The sequence below is a fragment of the Arthrobacter sp. LjRoot78 genome, assembly GCF_964254335.1.
Classification (GTDB): domain Bacteria; phylum Actinomycetota; class Actinomycetes; order Actinomycetales; family Micrococcaceae; genus Arthrobacter.
The window spans coordinates 749870-769564 of the sequence record NZ_CAXUTG020000001.1; the positions used below are offsets into that span (position 1 = coordinate 749870).

Annotated in this window: 18 protein-coding genes, 1 tRNA gene and 2 pseudogenes; 12 read left to right on the forward strand and 9 right to left on the reverse strand. The window is 66.3% G+C overall.

Annotated features, from left to right (window positions below; genetic code table 11):
* Positions 1 to 41 precede the first annotated feature (41 nt).
* The 5 genes from ACSQ1X_RS03600 to ACSQ1X_RS03620 all read left to right on the forward strand — a co-directional run bounded on the left by ACSQ1X_RS03600 (position 42) and on the right by ACSQ1X_RS03620 (position 4711).
* Entirely contained in the window at positions 42 to 2342 is a 2301-nt protein-coding gene (locus ACSQ1X_RS03600) for a carbon starvation CstA family protein (RefSeq protein ID WP_436056685.1), read from the forward strand.
* Positions 2343 to 2355: 13 nt separating this feature from the next.
* Positions 2356 to 2547: a YbdD/YjiX family protein gene (locus ACSQ1X_RS03605; protein WP_055800663.1), complete on the forward strand. Its 192-nt coding sequence runs from the start codon at positions 2356 to 2358 to the stop codon at positions 2545 to 2547.
* A gap of 155 nt (positions 2548 to 2702) precedes the next feature.
* Positions 2703 to 3326, forward strand: a complete 624-nt coding sequence (locus ACSQ1X_RS03610; protein ID WP_055800660.1) for a bacterial proteasome activator family protein — start codon at positions 2703 to 2705, stop codon at positions 3324 to 3326.
* A gap of 7 nt (positions 3327 to 3333) precedes the next feature.
* The gene (locus ACSQ1X_RS03615; protein WP_055800657.1) at positions 3334 to 3789 is read left to right on the forward strand and encodes a hypothetical protein; all 456 of its coding nucleotides are present in this window, start codon (positions 3334 to 3336) and stop codon (positions 3787 to 3789) included.
* Between the two features lie 76 nt (positions 3790 to 3865).
* Positions 3866 to 4711, forward strand: a complete 846-nt coding sequence (locus tag ACSQ1X_RS03620) for an aldo/keto reductase (protein ID WP_055800655.1) — start codon at positions 3866 to 3868, stop codon at positions 4709 to 4711.
* A 99-nt stretch (positions 4712 to 4810) separates the two neighbouring features.
* Here the strand turns inward: ACSQ1X_RS03620 and ACSQ1X_RS03625 are convergent, their stop codons facing one another.
* Positions 4811 to 5047 (reverse strand): hypothetical protein, encoded by a 237-nt coding sequence (locus tag ACSQ1X_RS03625; protein ID WP_436056686.1) that lies wholly within the window; start codon positions 5045 to 5047, stop codon positions 4811 to 4813.
* 39 nt (positions 5048 to 5086) lie between these two features.
* Positions 5087 to 6091: a hypothetical protein gene (locus ACSQ1X_RS03630; RefSeq protein WP_436056687.1), complete on the reverse strand. Its 1005-nt coding sequence runs from the start codon at positions 6089 to 6091 to the stop codon at positions 5087 to 5089.
* Positions 6092 to 6177: 86 nt separating this feature from the next.
* On the opposite strand from ACSQ1X_RS03630, the gene ACSQ1X_RS03635 reads away from it, so the two are divergent.
* Positions 6178 to 6654 carry a hypothetical protein gene (locus tag ACSQ1X_RS03635; protein ID WP_436056688.1) on the forward strand — a complete coding sequence of 159 codons (477 nt, stop codon included), beginning with the start codon at positions 6178 to 6180 and terminating at the stop codon, positions 6652 to 6654.
* An 81-nt stretch (positions 6655 to 6735) separates the two neighbouring features.
* The gene (locus tag ACSQ1X_RS03640) at positions 6736 to 9615 is read left to right on the forward strand and encodes a cation-translocating P-type ATPase (protein ID WP_436056689.1); all 2880 of its coding nucleotides are present in this window, start codon (positions 6736 to 6738) and stop codon (positions 9613 to 9615) included.
* Here ACSQ1X_RS03640 and ACSQ1X_RS03645 read toward each other — a convergent pair.
* Positions 9529 to 10854 carry an MFS transporter gene (locus ACSQ1X_RS03645; RefSeq protein WP_436056690.1) on the reverse strand — a complete coding sequence of 442 codons (1326 nt, stop codon included), beginning with the start codon at positions 10852 to 10854 and terminating at the stop codon, positions 9529 to 9531. The genes ACSQ1X_RS03640 and ACSQ1X_RS03645 overlap by 87 nt on opposite strands.
* Positions 10855 to 10946: 92 nt before the next feature.
* Between ACSQ1X_RS03645 and ACSQ1X_RS03650 the strand changes: the two genes are divergently transcribed.
* Both ACSQ1X_RS03650 and thyA read left to right on the forward strand, forming a co-directional pair.
* The gene (locus ACSQ1X_RS03650; protein WP_156372362.1) at positions 10947 to 11354 is read left to right on the forward strand and encodes a hypothetical protein; all 408 of its coding nucleotides are present in this window, start codon (positions 10947 to 10949) and stop codon (positions 11352 to 11354) included.
* 95 nt (positions 11355 to 11449) lie between these two features.
* A pseudogene (gene thyA, locus ACSQ1X_RS03655) lies at positions 11450 to 11826 on the forward strand (thymidylate synthase); the annotation flags it as partial.
* On the opposite strand, the gene ACSQ1X_RS03660 reads toward thyA, so the two are convergent.
* Together ACSQ1X_RS03660 and ACSQ1X_RS03665 are read right to left on the reverse strand one after the other, a co-directional pair.
* Positions 11787 to 12374, reverse strand: a complete 588-nt coding sequence (locus tag ACSQ1X_RS03660; RefSeq protein ID WP_436059383.1) for a hypothetical protein — start codon at positions 12372 to 12374, stop codon at positions 11787 to 11789. The pseudogene thyA and the gene ACSQ1X_RS03660 overlap by 40 nt on opposite strands.
* A gap of 361 nt (positions 12375 to 12735) precedes the next feature.
* Positions 12736 to 13194, reverse strand: coding sequence for a hypothetical protein (locus ACSQ1X_RS03665; RefSeq protein WP_436056691.1), 459 nt, complete (start codon positions 13192 to 13194; stop codon positions 12736 to 12738).
* A gap of 125 nt (positions 13195 to 13319) precedes the next feature.
* On the opposite strand from ACSQ1X_RS03665, the pseudogene ACSQ1X_RS03670 reads away from it, so the two are divergent.
* Positions 13320 to 13468 (forward strand): annotated as a pseudogene (locus ACSQ1X_RS03670) (GatB/YqeY domain-containing protein); the annotation flags it as partial.
* A 303-nt stretch (positions 13469 to 13771) separates the two neighbouring features.
* Here ACSQ1X_RS03670 and ACSQ1X_RS03675 read toward each other — a convergent pair.
* A tRNA-Thr gene (locus ACSQ1X_RS03675) sits at positions 13772 to 13844 on the reverse strand.
* A 236-nt stretch (positions 13845 to 14080) separates the two neighbouring features.
* On the opposite strand from ACSQ1X_RS03675, the gene ACSQ1X_RS03680 reads away from it, so the two are divergent.
* A complete protein-coding gene (locus ACSQ1X_RS03680) occupies positions 14081 to 14836 on the forward strand; it encodes an HAD family hydrolase (RefSeq protein ID WP_436056692.1) in 756 nt (251 codons plus the stop codon).
* A 103-nt stretch (positions 14837 to 14939) separates the two neighbouring features.
* Here ACSQ1X_RS03680 and ACSQ1X_RS03685 read toward each other — a convergent pair whose 3' ends face one another.
* The 3 genes from ACSQ1X_RS03685 to tmk form a co-directional block, all read right to left on the reverse strand.
* On the reverse strand, positions 14940 to 16514 hold the full coding sequence (locus tag ACSQ1X_RS03685; protein ID WP_436056693.1) for an alpha/beta hydrolase: 1575 nt from the start codon (positions 16512 to 16514) through the stop codon (positions 14940 to 14942).
* A gap of 69 nt (positions 16515 to 16583) precedes the next feature.
* Complete coding sequence (locus ACSQ1X_RS03690; protein ID WP_436056694.1) at positions 16584 to 17726, reverse strand: DNA polymerase III subunit delta'; 1143 nt, start codon at positions 17724 to 17726, stop codon at positions 16584 to 16586.
* Entirely contained in the window at positions 17723 to 18415 is a 693-nt protein-coding gene (gene tmk, locus ACSQ1X_RS03695) for a dTMP kinase (protein ID WP_436056695.1), read from the reverse strand. Before tmk ends, ACSQ1X_RS03690 begins: the two co-directional genes overlap by 4 nt.
* 89 nt (positions 18416 to 18504) lie before the next feature.
* On the opposite strand from tmk, the gene ACSQ1X_RS03700 reads away from it, so the two are divergent.
* A complete protein-coding gene (locus ACSQ1X_RS03700; RefSeq protein WP_436056696.1) occupies positions 18505 to 19689 on the forward strand; it encodes a trans-sulfuration enzyme family protein in 1185 nt (394 codons plus the stop codon).
* Positions 19690 to 19695 lie beyond the last annotated feature (6 nt).

Genomic DNA, 19695 nt, shown 5'->3' on the forward strand with positions numbered 1-19695 from the left:
AGGGGAGATCACTTTTCAGCTGGGGTTCTCGAGGAGGAGACATGGGCAAAATGCCGGATGGCAAGGCGCGGACAGCATTATCGGAGGACGCTTTGGTGCATGATCCAAAGCTTCCACCAACATCGGTGGACGAGGCGGTCCGGGAGGCCGAAGAACGCAAATGGACACCGACGAAGATCGCCATCTGGGCCGCGATCTCGCTGCTGGGCGGCGTCTCCTGGTTCATGCTGGCCATCGTCCGAGGCGAGACGGTCAACGCGATCTGGTTCGTGTTCGCCTCCGTCTGCACGTACCTGATCGGCTACCGCTTCTACTCCAAGGTGATCGAACGGTACATCACCAGGCCTAACGACCGCCGGGCCACCCCTGCCGAGTACAAGGCGGACGGCAAGGACTACGTCCGCACCGACCGCAACGTCCTGTTCGGCCACCACTTTGCCGCCATCGCCGGCGCAGGCCCCCTGGTCGGCCCAGTTATTGCGGCCCAAATGGGGTACCTGCCCGGCACCATCTGGATCATCATCGGCGTCGTACTGGCCGGAGCGGTGCAGGACTACCTCGTCCTGTTCTTCTCCATGCGCCGTGGCGGCCGCTCGCTGGGCCAGATGGCCCGTGAGGAACTCGGTGTGATCGGCGGCACCGCCGCCTTGATCGCCACCCTGCTCATCATGGTGATCATCGTCGCGATCCTGGCCCTCGTCGTCGTGAACGCGCTGGGGGAAAGCCCCTGGGGCGTGTTCTCCGTGGGAATGACCATCCCTATTGCCCTCTTCATGGGCGTCTACCTCCGCTTCATCCGCCCAGGCAAAGTCATGGAGGTGTCGCTGATCGGCTTCGTGCTGCTGATGGCCGCCATCATCGGCGGCGGCGCAGTGGCCGGGACCGAGTGGGGCGCGGCGTTCTTCCACCTGGACAAGGTCACCATCGCCTGGGGCCTCATCGTCTACGGCTTCATCGCCGCCATCCTCCCGGTCTGGCTCCTGCTGGCTCCCCGGGACTACCTCTCCACGTTCATGAAAATCGGCGTGATCGTCATGCTTGCGCTGGCCATCATCGTGGTCCGTCCCGAAATCACTGTGCCCGCCTTCAGTGAATTTGCCAGCAGGGAAAACGGGCCGGTGTTCCCCGGGGCGCTCTTCCCGTTCCTGTTCGTCACCATCGCCTGCGGCGCCCTATCCGGCTTCCACGCACTGATCTCTTCCGGCACCACCCCGAAGCTGATCGAAAAGGAACGCCAGGCCCGCCTGATCGGCTACGGCGGCATGCTGATGGAATCCTTCGTGGCCATCATGGCCCTCGTGGCAGCCATCTCCATCGACCGCGGCCTGTACTTCGCCATGAACTCGCCGGCCGCCCTGACCGGCGGCACCGTGGAAACGGCAGCCACCTGGGTCAACAGCCTGGGCCTGTCCGGGGTGAACATCACTCCGGATCTCCTGTCGGAGACCGCCAGAAACGTCGGCGAGCAAAGCATTGTGTCCCGCACCGGCGGTGCGCCCACGCTGGCCGTCGGCCTTGCCCACATCATGCAGCAGTTCATCGGCGGGACGGCCATGATGGCGTTCTGGTACCACTTCGCCATCATGTTCGAAGCACTGTTCATCCTCACCGCCGTGGACGCCGGCACCCGCGTGGCACGCTTCATGCTGCAGGATTCCATCGGCAACTTCATCCCGAAGTTCAAGGAGCACTCCTGGCGGCCGGGAGCCTGGCTCTGCACGGCTGTGATGGTCGGCGCCTGGGGCGCTGTGTTGCTGATGGGCGTCACGGACCCGCTGGGCGGCATCAACACGCTGTTCCCGCTGTTCGGAATCGCCAACCAGTTGCTGGCAGCCATTGCGCTGTCCGTCTGCCTGGCCATCGCGGCACGGCGGGCCTCGTTCAAGTACCTCTGGATTGTGGCCCTTCCGCTTGCTTTCGCAGCCGTCGTCACCATCACTGCCAGCTTCCAGAAGATCTTCTCGCCGGTTCCGGCAGTGGGCTACTTCGCCAACAACGCCGCGTTCTCCAAGGCCCTGGCCGACGGCAAGACGGAATTCGGCACGGCCAAGACGGTTGCGGCCATGGAGGCCGTGGTCCGCAACACCATGATCCAGGGGTGGTTGTCGGTGATCTTCGTAGTGCTGAGCATCATCGTGATCATCACGGCGATGGTGGCCACAGTGAAGGCGTTCCGGGATGCGAAGCAGGGCGTTGCCCACGTAGACCACGAGGACCCGGCCGTGCCGTCCCGCGCCTACGCGCCGGCGGGATTCATTCCCACGGCTGCTGAGCGGGAACTGGTGGACGAGTGGAACAAACTCCCCGCCGACCTGCGCCTCGAAAAGGCCGCACACCACTGATGCGGGGCTGGTCATGAACGCGATACTCGAAGGGTTCCGTGGCTTCGCCCGTTATTTCGGCGGAGTAATGGGAGCGGATGCCTATGCGAAGTACCTGGAGCACCACGAGGCCTCAGGGCATACGGAAGCGCCCATGACCGAGCGCGAGTTCTGGCGGGACCGCACGGACCGCCAGGACAACAATCCCCAGGGCCGCTGCTGCTGACCGGCCGCTGCTGATGGGAACACCTGCGCCGGGGCGCCGTCGGATCTTAGGGTCCGACGGCGCCCCTGGCCTTTTCGGGGCACCGTCGGTTCCAGCCGGGTCAATTGGCTTCACGGACGCGCGCCTGCGCTCGCGGCTCGTGAGAGTATGAAGCCATGAGCGATCCGAACGACACTCAGCCTGCTGTTGAGGACCCCGTAGAGGGCACCACCCTGGACGACGCTGCATCTTCCCGCCCGGCGTTTGGCCCTCAAACCGGCCCCCGGCCGAGGGGGAGCAACCTCCAGGACCTGGTGGATGAGCCCGCCAAGGTGATGCGGATCGGCACCATGATCAAACAACTGCTGGATGAAGTGAAATCGGCACCCCTGGACGAAGCCGCGCGCGGGCGCCTGGCAGCAATCCACGAACGCTCCATCAAGGAACTCGAGGACGGGTTGGCGCCTGAACTCGTCCAAGAGCTGGAACGGATCAGCCTGCCCTTTCCGGAACAAGCGACTCCTTCGGAGGCGGAATTGCGAATTGCCCAGGCCCAGCTCGTCGGCTGGCTGGAAGGGCTGTTCCACGGCATCCAGACCGCCATCGCCGCCCAGCACGCCGCGCGTGAACACGCCGCGGCGCAGAGGCAACTGCGCCAGCTGCCGCCAGGAACCGTTATTGCTCCGGGTGTGGTGATCGGTGAGGACGGCGAGCCACAGCGTGCCCGGCTGCCGCATCCAGGAGGGGAGCGGGCCGGCACACCGGAAGATCCGGACCACGGTCCCGGCCAGTATCTCTAGGGTCGGCGTGGCATTCTTCGCAGCTGCCCGCCAGGGGCGCAAAGACGACGCCGAGCTCGGCAAAGGGCTGTGGCGGCGCGCCCACGACCGTTTCCTTCGCGGGCTTGACCGGTTCCACCAAGTCCTGGAAGGCGTGGAGGACGATGTGCTGTACGCCGAGCTCGTGGAGATCGCCAACGATCTCGCCGGCCTCGCCATCAGGGTCCGGCAGGTGTGCGTCGAAGCCCAGCGGCGCTCACCCAGTGACGGCCTGGACATCCCGGGCGCATTGGCCGGCGTCCACCGATCACTGTCCAAGGCGGGCAACTCCCTGGCGACCACCGCGGAGGCGGCAGCGATGCTGCGCCTCGCCGTCGGGCCGGTGCCGGTAGGCGCTGCCTCGGTCCGCCGACGGGCCGAGTCGGTCTTTGAACAGATCGCCGACGCCGAACGCCGCCTTGCCGAACAGCCGCAGGATTCGTAGCTATTCCCGGTTAAGCGCCTAGCTTAGCCGGGCGTTTTTGCTCGCCGGGCGCTGCTCCCGTTGGCAGTATGAAGTAATGACTTTTTCTCCTGAACTGACTTTCAACGACGGCAACACCATTCCCCAGCTCGGCTACGGAGTGTGGCAGGTTGAGGACGACGTAGCGGAAAAGGTAGTGGTCCAGGCCTTCGAGGCCGGGTTCCGCCACATCGACACCGCCAAGATCTACGGGAACGAAGCAGGCGTGGGCCGCGCCATTGAGCGCTCCGGGTTGAAGCCTGAGGACATCTTCATCACCACCAAGCTGTGGAACGCGGACCAGGGGTACGAGTCCACCCTTGCGGCCTTTGAAGCGTCCATGGAGCGTCTGGGCCTCGAAACCCTGGACCTGTACCTGATCCACTGGCAGCAGCCGCAGCAGGACAAGTACGTGGACACCTGGAAGGCCCTGATCGAGCTGCAGAAGCGCGGCCGGGTCAAGTCCATCGGTGTCTCCAACTTCACCACCGAGGGACTGCAGCAGATCATCGATGAGACCGGTGTTGTTCCGGCCATCAACCAGGTGGAGCTGCACCCGTTCTTCAACCAGGCCGAACTGCGCGAATTCAATGCATCCAAGGGCATCCTCACCCAGGCGTGGTCGCCGTTGGGCCAGGGCGGCGAGCTCCTGGAGCACCCTGCCATCGCGGAGATCGCGGCCAAGCACAGTGCCACGCCTGCGCAGGTGGTCATTGCCTGGCACCTGGCTCTCGGCAACGTGGTGATTCCGAAGTCCGTCACCGAGTCCCGGATCCGCGAAAATTACGCGGCCCTCGACGTGACGCTGGATGAGGCCGACATCGCAACCATCAACGGGCTGGACCGGACTGCCGAAGGCACCGGCCGCATCGGACCGGACCCCGCTGTCTCCGATTTCGCCTAGAGGGCTTCAGCGCTTCCGGCTTAGCTCCACGGAATAGCGTCGAAGACTAGGCCGGTCAGAAGGCCCCGCACTTGCACAGTGCGGGGCCTCTGGCGTTCTTCAGGCCGCCAGCCGTCCCTGTTCCGCGGGCACAGCGTCGATAACGGCCCAGCCCTGCTCGTCGGAAATGTTCCGGTTGGCGAATCGCTCCGCCTCCGGCAGTGAGTCGAACGTTTCCCTGCGGATCAGGCCGCAGTCGGTATCAAAATAAGTGACGTGGAATTCCCGGGGCTCCGGTGCGTCGCCGCCGAGGTTTCCCCGCGTAGTCGCCTGGCTGGTGCTGAGGTTCTTGTCCATGAATCCAGTGTGCAGCCGGCCTCTGACAGTAAAGGCGACTCAGTCCGGCGTGTTGCGAAGCCGGAGCACCCTCTCCCTCGCGAGCACCTGCGCCCGTTGTCCTTTTTCCGCTGCGCGGCCGGCCAGTTGCATCTGAGCAGCAGCGGACTCCCGCCGCCGCCTCGCCAGCTCGAACTCCTCGTCGACCTTCTTGAGGCGCGCGCGAAGGCTCCGGGCCTCGTCGCCCAGCCGGGTCAGGGCTGCCTCGGCTTCGTCGAAATCCGCAGTGCGTTGCTCCGCCTCCTCCGCCGCTGACCGGGCGGCTTCTTCCGCCTCGGCCAGGCGGGCCTCGGCGCGCTCGACCGCCGAGGGCGCGGGAGTCGGCCGTTTCGTCCCGACCGCCTTCAACCGCGGTTTTTCGGCGGACCTTTCGGCAGACGGGCTGTCCGGTGGTGCGGGCTCCGGGACGCCGCGTGTCGGTGTCGCGGAGGCCCGCCGCGTCCCCGCGGGCGGGCCGCCATCCGGCGTCGGCACTACCGGCTGCGCGGGGGCGCCGGGGACCGCCACGGCATCCCGAAGGTCCACCCGGTCCACGCCGTCGGCTGACAGTACCCGGAGCAGGCGGCCGCTCCGCACGGCTGCCGCCGCGCTTTCGTCCACGGTGGCGGCCCGCAACGTCGCTTCAACCTCGGCTGCGACGGCGGCACTCACCTTCCGCCCCTGCTGTTCCGCCACCTCGCGTGCCGTCCCCATTACGCGGGTGAGCAGCTGCCGGCGCTCCTGCGAGAGCGCGCGGAGGGCACCGGCGTCGAGGTCTTCCTGGGCGCCGCGCATGGCGGCTCCAAGCTTCTCCAGCTCCCCGAGCGAGTCCGGCCGGTGGACGGCCAACATGTTCACCGCCCAAGCCGCCGCTGAGGGCTTGGGCAGGGCACGGACGGCATCAGCGAGATCCCGCCCGGCGTCCGCAGCTGCGGCTTTCGCCGCCGCGGTCCTGGCGGCCACGAATCCTTCGAGCGGCAACCGATAGAGTGCGGAGGCAATATCAGCCAATTGTTGCTCTCCCATGCGAGCATCATAGGTGCCCGGTTCACGCGCCGGCGCGACGACGTGTCAATCCATCGGGGACCCGATGCTGTAGTGGAGGAAATCGAATGATCGAAATTGCCGGGCTGCCTGCCCACATTCTGCTGATCCACGGCGTCGTCGTGCTGTCTCCGCTGGCGGGGATCGCGGCCATCGTCTACGGCGTATGGCGTGCCGCGCGGGAATATCTGGTGTGGCCCCTGGGCGTGCTCTCCCTCGCCTTGGTCCCGTTGACGCTTATCACCGCCCAAGCCGGTGAACAGTTGGAGAAAACACGCCCGGCGTCGCAGCTCCTCCACGAGCACGTTGAACAGGGCGACCTGTTGAAGTACCTTGCCGTGGCGTTCTTTGTGGTCATGTCGGCGATGCTGGCTGTCACCCACGAACCCTTTGCGCGGCGGCTGGGCACCATCGGGCGGTTGCAGGACAATCGCGCGGTGCGGATCGCCGCGTTGACGGTGGGCGCCCTGGCAGGCGCAGCCCTGATCTACCAGAGCATCATCACCGGCCACTCCGGGGCCGCGTCAGTGTGGGCAGGCCGCTGATTCGACGCCGGACGGGGGCCGTAGGCCCCTTGCGCCACCCCGCCCGGTGGGCAAGGGTTGGGGCATGTGGGTGACAGAGCCATGACGGATGCCCCTCGGCAGGCGGCATCCATCGACGCTGTCCCCTGGTACCTCTGCGAGGCTGCCGAAGCGGTGGCCGCCGGCGGTGTTGACCCCGCGACCGGCCTCTCCTCGGCGGAAGCCGCCCGCAGGCTTGAGCGCGACGGACCCAACGAAATCGAGTCCGCGCCGCCAGCACCCTGGTGGCGACGGGTCGTATCCCAGTTCCAAGATCCGCTGATTTACCTGTTGCTGGCTGCGATCGCCATCTCAGTCGTCGCCTGGGCAGCGGAGGGTGCCCGCGGAGTTCCGGTCGATGCCGTCGTGATCAGCGCCGTGGTCCTGTTCAATGCGGTGCTGGGCTTCGTCCAGGAAAACAAAGCCGAGACAGCCGTGGCGGCCCTGCAGGTCATGACGGCGGCCAACTCCACCGTCCTGCGCGACGGCGAACTTAGGACGGTGCCCTCAGCGGGGCTTGTCCGCGGTGACATCCTTGTCCTGGGCGAAGGCGATGCCGTGGGCGCGGATGCCCGCCTGGTCACCGCCACGTCGCTCCGTGTCAGCGAAGCCTCCCTGACCGGAGAGAGCGAGCCGGTCTTCAAGAACCCGGGAACGCTGTCCGGAAATGTTCCGCTGGGCGACCGGGTGAACATGGTGTTCAAGGGCACGGCCGTCGCCCAGGGCGTGGGACGGGCGGTGGTGACCGGAACGGCCATGGACACGGAAGTTGGCGCCATCGCCGGGATGCTTGAGCGGACGGTCGCCGAGCCGACGCCGCTGCAGAAGGAAATTGCGGGCGTGAGCCGGCTGCTGGGCACTACGGTGATCGTCATCGCCGTCGTCGTAATGGTCACCGTGGTGGCGGTTAACGGCGTCAGTTCACTGAGCGATCTTGTGACTGTGCTGCTGCTCGGCGTGTCGCTCGCAGTGGCGGCTGTCCCGGAGGGGCTGCCCGCCATCCTGTCTGTTGTGCTGGCGTTGGGCGTGCAGCGCATGGCCCGGCGCAACGCCGTCGTGAAGCAGTTGCACTCGGTGGAAACGCTCGGCTCCGCAACGGTGATCGCCTCGGACAAGACCGGAACGCTGACCCGTAACGAGATGACCGTGGGCCGGATTGTCACGGCCTCGGGCGAGGTGGAACTAACGGGCGTGGGCTACCGGCCCGAGGGCCGTGCCCGCCAGGAGGGCAGGGAGGATATCGATCCGGCCGTGCTGCTCGAGGCCGGCCTTGTGCTGGCCGGCGGCACCTTCGCGAACAACGCCCAGCTGACAGAGCACGACGGCGAGTGGGAGATCCAGGGGGATCCCACCGAGGCAGCCTTCCTCGTCGCAGCCCGCAAGCTTGAGGGGGTCACGGAGCGCGTCGGCGAATATGAACGTCACGGTGAAGTGCCGTTCACCTCGGAGCGGAAGCTGATGTCAGCGGTGGCGCACCACAAGGAACTGGGCACGCTGTCCCTGGTCACCAAGGGCGCACCCGACGTGCTGCTCGGACGCTGCACCGGGCTGCAGGTGGGTGAAAGCATCGTCCCGCTGGACAGTGCGCGCCGTGACCAGGCGCTTGCAGCGGTTGATGCTTTGTCCGCGCAGGCCTTCCGGACGCTCGGCGTCGCCTACCGCCGGTACGGGGACGCGGACAGGCACGAACTTGAGGTGCTGGACGAAGCTGATGAAAGCACACTGGTATACCTCGGAGTGGTGGGGATTATCGACCCGCCCCGGGCGGAAGCCGCCGCTGCGGTGGCGGCAGCCCAGCACGCCGGCATACGGGTGCTGATGATTACCGGCGACCATCCGCTCAGCGCGGCCCGGATTGCCGGCGACCTGGGGATAGCAGCGGCGGGGGAGCGGGCGGTCACGGGGGCGGAGCTCGATGCGATGGATGAGGCAGGGCTGCACGCCGTCACGGCTGCCACCTCGGTCTACGCGCGGGTGGCACCGCAGAACAAACTGCAGATCATTGATGCGCTCCAGGCGCAGGGCAACGTGGTGGCCATGACGGGGGACGGAGTCAACGACGCGCCGGCGCTGAAGTCTGCGGATATCGGCATTGCCATGGGCGTCGCCGGGACGGAAGTGACTAAGGAGGCGTCCAAGATGATTCTGGCTGATGACAACTTCGCCACGATTGTTGCGGCCGTCCGCCAGGGCCGCATCATCTTCGAGAACATCGAAAAATTCCTCCGCTACCTCCTGTCCTCCAATATGGGTGAGGTCTTCACGGTTTTCCTCGGGGTCGTTTTTGCCGGAGCGCTGGGCCTGGCCGGTGCCCCGGGCGAGGCTGTCGCACTGCCCTTGCTCGCCACCCAGATCCTCTGGATCAACCTGGTGACGGATTCCGGCCCGGCGCTCGCCATGGGGGTGGACCCTGAGATCGACGACGTCATGGCGCGCCAGCCACGCAGGACCACCGAGCGGATCATCGGCCGGCGGATGTGGTCCGGCATCCTGTCGGTGGGCCTTGTCATGGGGCTCGCGTCCCTGCTCGCCATTGACATCTTCCTGCCGGGCGGGCTGGTGGAAGGTGCCGATTCCCTGGACGTGGCGCGTACCGCCGGGTTCACCACCCTCGTGTTCGCCCAGTTGTTCAACGCATTCAACTCCCGTTCCGAGACTTCCAGCGCGTTCCACCGCCTGTTCGTCAACAAATGGCTGTGGGGCGCTGTGGCGCTGGCTGCGGTTCTCCAGGTCGCCGTGGTTGAGGTGCCATTGCTGCAGCGGGCTTTCGGGACGGCATCCATGGATGCCTACCACTGGGGAGCATGCGTGCTCCTGGCATCCGCAGTCCTGGCTTTCGGTGAGCTCCGTAAATTGTCATTCAAGCTCCGGACCAGGGGTGGACTCCGGGGCGGGGCCGGTCCCCGGGAAGGGTCCGGGCCCCGGGCCGGGTCGGCGGAATGAACGGACCACGGTTGCCAGCAGCAGGACCATCGAAACCGCCTGTAGGGCCGCCACGGCGGCAATAAGGGCAGGCTGGGAGCCGTAGAGCGCGCCGTAAAGGGCGCCGCCGGCGAGTGCGCCGCCTCCTTCGAAACCGGCGAAGATTCCGTAAGCGGTTCCCTGCCTCGCCGGAACCACAAGATCGGCCACCAGTGCCTTCACCGTGGAGTCCTGGATGCCTGTGGCGGCGCCCCATACGAACACTCCGGCCAGCACCGGTCCCGCGCCCGAGGAGAACGCCAGCACCGGGATCAAGGTAACCAGGGCCGGCAGGACCAGAAGCACGGCGCCGCCGGCGCGATCGTAGGCGTAGCCGCTGGCGAGGGCTCCCAGGGCGGCGGCTGCCATGCCGGCGGCGTAAACCAGCGGAACGGCGGCGACGGGAACGCCAACAGTGGACGTCAGATGGAACGCGATGACTCCGAAGGCCACCAGGCCGGCGCTCCAGAAGAAGGCGGAGACGGCGAAGAGGACGAACACCGCAGAAAGGTGCTCCCTCTGATGTGCGGCAGATGCCCGGTCGTCCGAGGCTTTCTGCACGTCCCGTGCCCCCGGCACAGGTGGTCCGTGTGGATCGGGCATGCGGCGCCGCATCCGGAACAGGAGTGCCATGGCAAACGCGGCGGGAATCGCCAGGACCGCGAACGCCGGCCACAGTGCACCGGTTGCCGCAATGACAGCGGAGGCGATCAGCGGCCCGGCAAATGCGCCGGCAAGATCCAGTGACTTGTGCACCGCGAAACCGCGTCCACGCCCGATTGGCTCGGCAACGGCGGCCAGCAGGACGGTCTTGGCGGGGCTCCGGACCGCCTTGCCCACGCGATCGCCAATGATGAGGGCAGAGGCCAGCATGAGCCCGGCGACACCGAGAGCGGGCGTCACGGCAAGCAGCGGGATGCACAGGGCAGTGAGGGCATAGCCGGCCAGCGTGAACGTCCAGTATTTCCCGGTGCGGTCCGCCCACGGCCCGAAGACCAGCCGAAGCCCCTGGGCTGCAGCCTCGGCGCCGCCGGTGACCAGCCCGATCACCAAAGCGGAGGCACCTAACTGGGCAAGGAGCGGTCCGGCGAGCGGGCGTGCGCCGTCGGACACGGCATCAACGGCCAGGCTGACCAGCCCGAACCTGAGCACCATGCCCCACGGTGAGGCCGGAGGTGCCCCGCGCTGGGGAGCTGGCCGGTCCGACGGGCGCTGTTCCACAGCTCAAGAGTTTCGGACGGCGTGCCGGAATTCAATAGCGCCGGCCTTCGCGGTACGGGTGCCTTGCAGCAGCCAGCGGATAAGATCGCAGAGTGACGAACTCACCGGGAGACGAGCGCTACGTTGTCCGCCGGTGGTGGAGGGGGCGGGCCCTGCCTTGGGCAGGGTTGGTCGGCGTTTCCATCATCCTGACAGGCATTTCCTTGGAGCGGACAATGTTGTTCGCCTACGAGCCGGTCCCGGAGTTTGTGGAGCGGCTGCGTGTGGGCCGGCTGTTCATGCTCGCCGGCTCGGCTGCTTCCATTGCAGCGGCGGTCTGGTCCCAGATCCGTCAGTATCCGCTGTGGGTGACGCTCTGCGTTGCGGCGCCGGTTGCACTGGTGGGCCTGGCCACGATGATCACCACGCCGCCGTCGTTGATGCCGCAGATCTTTGGTTTGTTCGCCCTGCCGGCCGCGCTCGTAGGGCTCATCGGGGGCGTTACCTTCAAGCGGCGTTGACCGGGGCGCCTCCCACAGCGTCGTCAGGAAACCCCGGTCACCGGCCTGCTGTCATACGGCCGTGTAGCCGCCGTCCACCAAGTAATAGCCGCACGCCGTGCCACACGATGTTCCAGTTCCACGTCACCCCGGACAGTGACGGCAAGCCCTGGAAGCTGAACTGTCAGCTCTACCAGCGCTCCGGCGACCTCTTCCTGGGCGTCCCCTTCAACATCGCCTCTTATGCCTGCTGACCCACATGGTTGCCGAGCAGACAGGGCTCGAGGTGGGGGAGTTCATCCACACCTTCAGTGACGCACTCGTGTATTCCAACCACCTCGACCAGGTGAAGGAGCAGCTCTCCCGCGAGCCCCGTCCCTACCCGCAGTTGAAGATCACTCGGAAGCCGGAGTCCATTTTCAACTACGAGGTCGGGGACTTCGAGATCATCGGCTACGATCCGCACCCTGTCATCAAAGGCGCCGTGGCCGTCCAAGACTGCTGCTTGGCCAGGGCCCTCATCCCGGTCCGGTACATCATCTCGGTGTCCGGATCGGTGATGGGGGCTTCCGCATGTTCGAACTCGGCCGTGAAGTCGAACCCGTCGATGGTCTCCACTGTGCTGATCTTCGTCAGCGCTCCGAGGAGTGTGCCCTCGGCCAAGCGGAACTCGGTGCCGAAGTGCTTGGAGTTGAGGCTGCGAGCCCGCAGGTACGTCCAGCTGTTGGCTCCGAACCGCTTTTCAGGCGCGACCGGCATCGGGGCGCAGAGGGGCCAAGGCGTGCACGAGGGCAGGCTCTCGATCTGCGCGCGGGTTCTCAGGATCGGCCAGATGGGGATGGGGTCGGCGTCGGGCCCCTCCCCTAAGAGCCGCTCCGGGAAGCGGAAGTTCAAACCCCAGGCGGAGTCACGGTCTACGAACCGACCCATGCTGTCACACGTAGGCAGGTGGACTTTTCCGGCCAGTGAGATGATGTAGCAGTCGCCGGAGTCCAGCCACTCCTTGATGGCCGCCTTCTCCAGATCCGCCGTTACCCGCATGTGTTCGCGAAGCTCCTAATCGCTGAGTCCATCCAGGCTTCGGAGGAAGTCCTCTTGCTTGTACAGCGCCCTGGCAGCCACCGCGGTCCGCTCCGCCCGCGAATCGGTCATGCTCGTCGTTCCCGTCATGCCGTGAGCCTATCCGAGCCGACAGTGGCGGTGGGTTAGGGCCAGCCGCTGTAGGGGTCCGCGTTGTGATTGGTGGGCGGCGAGTCCTTTTAGATCCGGCCTCGCTGGGATTGAGGCTCGCCCTGGTGCTGCGGCGGTCGGGTGCGGCCATGCTTTCGCTGCCAGTAAGCGTTCAGACCCCGCAGTATGGCCATGGCCGCGAGAACGCAGCCTAAACCAACCAGATACTCCATCAGGGTTGCTCGTCCCGGTGCTTCTGGCCCAACTCAAGGAGATTGATGTCGACCCTTCCGCTGGTGCCCGGCTTGGGCGAACCGCGCCGCTTGCGCAGCTGGGAAGCACGGTACTCGTCGCGGGACAACGCAAATGCATACAGGAAACCGAAAGCTCCCAGGAGGATGGGAAACAGTGCACCCCATTCTCCGTGCCCTTGCAGCAGGGTCACGATCAACATGACCAATGACCCGAGAAACATCAATCCCATGAAGGTACAGATGATGGCCATGCCCCACCAGGTGCTGACCTGGGCCTGGCCGCGGCCGGGCGTGAAGCCGATCTCCTCGCCTGGGTAGCTGTGTAGCTCGCCGGTGCTGGTCGTCCGCAAGACCCGCTTCTCGCCGGCTGCGACAGCCCTCTTGTGTTCGGCATACACGGCGTCATTGCGCCGCTCCTGCTCACTGGTATAGAACACGCGTCCCCCTTTTCCGTTCAGACTCTATGTGTGCGGGTCAGTTCACTCCGGTCGCAGGCTCCCGGTGAACCGCCACGATGCTGCCGCACACATGGGCCTCACCCTAACAAGAATGAGGCAGAACCATGTCCCTGAAGGAAAAGCTAAAGGGCGACGTCGTCGTCCACATGAAGGCTGGCAACACATTGCCCTGACAACCGTCCGCAATGTCCTGGGCGAGATCGAAACCAAGGAGAAGTTCGGCAAAACCCCGGTCGAGCTCGACGATCTCCAGGCTGCCCCGCGCGAAAACGGAGCCGAAATCCGGAACAAGCAGCTCACAATCGATTCGCCCAGGGTTTTTCTCATCGACCCCGTGTAACGGTTCCGGCCACGACGTCAGCATCCCCACGACGATCGTGAAAGTCCTCGGCCAGCCCACGTATTCTGATCCGCGGCTAGAATCGCCTCATGTTTGCAGCTGAACATTGAACGGAGGGAGACCAAAGTGTGCCCTGCCCCTAAGCGAGGGTTCGGGCTTAACCAGTAAAAAACCCCGCAAACCCCTAGAACTAGGGGTCATACGGGGTTCTTCCCGAGCTTCCTATCAGAATCGAACTGATGACCTTTTCATTACGAGTGAAACGCTCTACCGACTGAGCTAAGGAAGCACCGCACGACAAAACCCGGAAGAACCGGGCGGATCATGCAAGAGACAACTGTAATAGAGTCCCCTGCCCGGGTCAAAATGAGCAGATCGAACGTCCGCAGAATGGCCGTGGCGGACGTTGTCTGGATGTTCACCCTGCGGTCGGTGCGGGTTCAGCGCGGGGCCCCGGAGCGCTTGCACTGTGGAACGACCAAAGCGGCCGCGTCGGCGGCCGCATGTCAGCGAAGGGGCTTGGCCATGACTCCGGACACAGCAGACGCATCCGCACCGGAAGCCGCACCCGCACTCCGCGGCACGCTTCCCGGCGCCGCCCACGAGGTACGGCTGGCCGTGCTCGCGATGGTGGGAACAACAGTATTCGACGGCGGCCTGCTGGAACGCGCCATGACCCGCACCCTGGCGGACCAAGGCGTGGGGGAAGGATCGGCCCAGTTCGAGCGCATGCTTCGCTACGCCAAGGACACGGCGGGCATGTCGAAACTCGCTGTCTTCAGCCAGCTGTTCGAGGACCGGCACCGGGCCGCCGCAGCCAACACCTTTTTCGAACGGAGCTGCGACGAGCTGATAGCGGACGGCGTCATCCAGGCTGTTCCGGGCGCGGAGGACGCCATTGCGTGGCTCCGCGAAGCCGGCATCATGGTCTGCCTTGCCACCGGCTTCGGCCGCCACACGCAAAACATGGTGCTGGAGAGCCTCGGCTGGATGGGGCTGGCGGACCTGAGCCTCTGTCCGGCGGATGCCGGGCGGGGCAGGCCCTATCCGGACATGATCCTGACGGCCGTCCTGGCACTGGACCTGGATGACGTCCGCAAGGTCGCCGTGGTGGGGGACAGCTGCGCCGACATCCAGTCGGGCCTGCGGGCAGGCGCGAGCACAGTGGCGGGTGTCCTCACCGGAGCGCACGGGGAACCGGCGCTGCGCGCGGCCGGCGCCACCGCCGTCGTACAGTCCATCCGGGACCTGCCGGTGCTGCTGGAGCCCCGGTCCGAGTAGTCCGGTCCAACTGATCCGGTCTCGTAGTCCGGTTCGTGCAGGCATTACGCCGGGGCTCGCCTATGCAGGGGCTCGCCAGGGCTAGATCAGGCCGCGGGCCGTCCTAGCACTCCGTGTTGTCCGCGGGCGGCTCTCCGGTCAGGAGGTAGCCGTCCACGGCATCGGTGACGCAGCTGTTCGAGCGGCCGTAGGCGGTGTGGCCCTCGCCCTTCCAGGTCACCAGGGAGGCGTTGCCCAGCTGCTTGCGCAGGGCGCCGGCCCATTCCACGGGGGTCGCGGGATCGCCGGTGGTGCCCACCACCACGATCGGGGCCGAGCCCGGGTACTCCACGGGTGCCGGTGTGCGGGTGCTCTTGTAGGGCCAGTCCTGGCAGTTCGTGCCGCCGTAGGCGAAGAAGTAGCCCAAGGTGGGGGAGTCCTGCCGCAGCTTCTGCTCTTCGGCCCGCATGGCAGCCGGGTCACTGACCATGGGGTAGTCCAGGCAGTTGATGGCGTTGAAGGCGAACGCGCTGTTGGACGTGTACTTGCCGCTCGGGTCGCGGTCGGCGCCGAAGTCTGCCAGCCGCAGCATCGGGGAGGCGTCGCCCTTGAGGGCGGCGTCCAGGGCCTGGGTCAGCAACGGCCAGTTGTCGTCGTTGTACAAAGGCAGGATCAGGCCGCTGACGAAGGCCGAGCCGGTCACCATCCTGCCGTCCTGGGCTCGCCGCGGGTTGGCGTCCACGGACTGCACGACGTCGCGGATCTGCTGGACGCCGCTGTCCACGGTTCCGCTCAGGGGGCAGCCGTTGTCACCGAGGCACTTCTCCACGTACGCGCGGATGGCCTTCTCAAAGGCGCGGGCCTGGCCGCTGGTGAGCTCCTCGTTGCTGAGGGACGGGTCCAGGGCGCCGTCGAGCACCATGCGGCCCACGTTGTCCGGAAACAGCGAGGCATAGGTGGATCCCAGGAAGGTGCCGTAGGAGTAGCCGAGGTAGTTCAGTTTGGCGTCGTTGACCACGGCACGCAGGATGTCCAGGTCCCTGGCGGCGCTGACGGTGTCCACGTGTCCCAGCACGGGGCCGGTCTTTTCGGCGCACTTGGCCGCCGTTGCCTTGTTGTCCGCGACAGCGGCCGCCAGTCCGGCGTCCGAGCTGAGGTCATAGTTCTTTGCCCGGGACTCGTCGCGTTCCTGGTCCGTGAGGCAGGTGACGGGGGAGGACCGCTTCACCCCGCGGGGGTCGAAGCCCACCAGGTCGTAGCTGGCGCGCACTTCACTGGAAATGTTCGTGGCGCCGGCGTCCTTGACGAAGTCGTAGCCGGAACCGCCCGGGCCACCGGGGTTAACCAGCAGGCTGCCAGTCTTCTTGCCCGTTGCCTTCATTTTGAGGGCTGCGATCTCGATGCTGTCGCCGTCGGGCTTGCTGTAATCCAGGGGCACCTTGATTTTGGCGCATTCGAGCTTGTCCTCGCAGGACGTCCAGGAAACTTCCTGCGAGTAGAAGTTCCGAAGCTCTTCGGGAGCCGCTTCGGCGATCGAAGGGTCAGCCTTGGCGGTGCTCCCGCGGCCCGATCCGCCGTCGGGCTGGCCGAACACCGTGCAGCCCGTAAGCGCGAGCAATACGGCCAGGGAGCCAGCAGCTGCCTTGGCCGCGGTCGATCCGGACCGTAACCGCAGGGGCAGACGTCGGGCAGGCTTCATGCAGGACTCCTTGAAGGACTTGGCGTGGGCTCGGGCGAACATACGGCGGCGGGACTGGGCGGGGCGGTACTAGATCAGGCTTGCTGCCATGGATTCGATGGCCAGCAGGGGTGCAACATTGGTGGTGGTGATTCGCTGGCGGGCCTTGTTGATCGCATCCATCCGGGCGAGCGTTGCCTCCGCGCTGGACCGCCCGGCAAACTCGGCCAGCTCGCTCCTGAGTTCAACGTTTACCAATTCTACGGCGTTCCCCATCTGGATGATGAGGACGTCCCGGTAAAACGAGAGAAGGTCCGTGAGCGTCCGGTCAAGGGAGTCGGTGATAGAGCGTTTGGCGCGCCTCTTCTGGTCGTCCTCGAGCTGCTTGAGCTGGCTTCTCATGGCGGGCGGCAGCGTGCCGCTTTCCGGCGCGCCAAGGGTGGCCAGCAGGGCTGCCTTTTCCTCGGCGTCGCGCACTTCGTTGGAACTGTTGGCTTCCTCGGTGGCGATCTTCACCAGCTTTTCGGCCATCAGGACCGCTGCGGTAATGCCCCGCAGCCCCAGCGGGAAGCGGACTGTTTCCATGCGCCGTTCGCGGGCATCGGCGTCCCGGGCAAGCCTGCGGGCAATGCCGACGTGGCTCTGTGCCGCGCGGGCCGCGCGTTCGGCGAGGGCCGGATCCACGCCGTCGCGCCTCACCAGGAGAGCTGCGACGTCGGCGGCCGGTGGAAGCCGCAGCGCCACCGGGCGGCAGCGGGACCGGATGGTAACCAGGACGTCCGCCGGTGACGGTGCGCACAGCATCCACACGGTGCGGGGAGTGGGCTCTTCGATGGCCTTGAGCAACACGTTCGTGGTCCGTTCCGCCATGCGGTCGGCGTCTTCGACAACGATGATCCGCCACCGTCCGGAGGAGGGACGGTTTCCGGCGGTCGAGACCAGGTCCCGTGCTTCATCAATGGTGATGGTGACTTTTTCGGTACGGACGAACGCCACGTCCGAGTGTGTTTCGCCCAGGATGGTCAGGCAGGCTGCGCATTCGCCGCAGCCGCGCCTGGAGACGTCCTCCTGGTCGCAGTTGAGGGCGGCGGCAAAGGCTTTCGCGGCGTTGGACCGGCCGGATCCGGGCGGGCCGGTGAACAGCCAGGCGTGCGTCAGGCCTTCGCCCTGGGCGGCCTGGCGGAGCTGGGCGACGACGGCGGGCTGACCCTGAAGATCGTCCCAGACGGTCACGGGGCCACGCCTTCCCTGGCACCCTGGCGGGACACATGACTCGAACCCTGCCTGGACAGGACCAGCGCGTCCACCCGCGCCAGGATGAGACCCGCCAGTTCGGCGACGGGCAGGTGGGCGGCAAGCACCAGGTAATGGTCCGGACGGTCCGCGGCGAGGTCCAGGAACGCGGTACGGATCTTCGCGTGGAATTCGTCTGCTTCGGATTCCATCCGGTCTTCGGCAGCGTCACCCGCGGTCCGGCGAAGGCGGCCGACGGCGGGGTCGACGTCGAGCAGCACCGTGAGGTCCGGCTGCAGGCCCGCTGTTGCCCACTCGTTCAGGTCACGCACGGCAGCGGTTCCGAGCCCCCGTCCGGCACCCTGGTAGGCCACCGAGGAATCGATGTAGCGGTCCGTCAGCACGATGTCGCCGCGTTCCAGTGCAGGCAGGATGACCTGGTCCGCATGGGCCGCGCGGGACGCGGCAAAGATGAGGGCTTCGGTGCGGGCATCGATATGGCCGTGCCCGTGGTCCAGGACCAGGGACCGCAGTTTTTCGCCAATGGGCGTGCCGCCCGGTTCCCGTGTGCGCAGCACCGTGAAGCCGCGCGAATCAAGGGCCCCGGCCAGCGCCGCGGCCTGCGTGGACTTGCCTGCGCCGTCGCCGCCTTCGAAGGCGATGAACAGTCCGGGGTTCTGGGTACTCACTTAACCAGCCTACCGACAATCACCGACACCGCAGGTGCCGGACCGTAACCGCTTTCCTGCGCTGCGGGCCTCCCACGTAGTCTTTGACCATGAGTCTTTCCGAACAGCAGGCCGCCGCGCTGTCGGCTGAAACGGTGGTTGTGGCCGCCGGCCGCCCGCCCCGCAAACGCGATGCGCCAGTCAACCAGCCCATCGTCCTGTCCTCCACCTATTTCGGGACCGGTCCGCTCGCAGACGGCGACCGTGGCTACGGCCGCTACTCCAACCCCACCTGGGACCCGTTTGAAGAAGCGCTTGGCCAGCTTGAGGGCGCGTCCCTTCCCGGCCTGCTGTACGCCTCCGGCCTGGCCGCCGTCAGTTCAGCGCTGTCCCTCATCCCGGCCGGGGGAGTGCTGGTCATGCCCTCGCACAGCTATGCAGGTTCCCTGGTGATGGCCACCGAACTCGCGGAGAAGGGGCTGTTCGAACTCCGCACCGTGGACATCGCGGACACCGACGCCGTGAAGGCGCTACTGGCTCCGGCGGAGGGCAAACCCGCAAGCATGCTCTGGCTGGAAAGCCCCACCAACCCGATGCTCGGGATCGCGGACATCCGCGCCCTCACCGCTGCCGCCCACGAAGCCGGAGCGATCGTTGTCACCGACAACACCTTTTCCACGCCCCTGGTCCAGCAGCCGCTGAGCCTCGGGTCCGACGTCGTCCTGCACTCGGTCACCAAATACCTGGCCGGGCATTCCGACGTCGTCCTCGGCGCCCTGGTCACCTCGGACGCAGCGATCCGTGCAGCGCTGCTTCACCACCGCATCATCCACGGCGGCATTGCCGGACCGTTCGAGGCCTGGCTTGCACTCCGCGGGCTGCGGACGCTGGCACTGCGCATCGAACGCTCCCAGGCGTCGGCGGCCGTCCTTGCCGACCGGCTGAGCAATCACCCCCGGATCGAGAGCATCCGGTTCCCCGGACTGGAAACCGATCCCGGCCACGAACGCGCCAAGTCACAGATGAAGAGCTTCGGCTCGGTGCTGTGCATCCAGATCGCCCCGGCCGGCGGACTCAGCGGTGCCGATGCGGCCGACAAGCTGGTCCGCGCCCTGCAGCTGTGGCTTCCCGCCACGTCTTTGGGCGGGGTTGAGTCCCTGATTGAACGACGACGGCGCCACGCGGCTGAGCCGGTCAGCGTGCCGGACAATCTGGTCCGCCTGAGCGTGGGGATTGAAAATGTCGAAGACCTTTGGGCCGATTTGGACCAGGCACTGGACGCTCTGGGCGGCTAGGCTGGG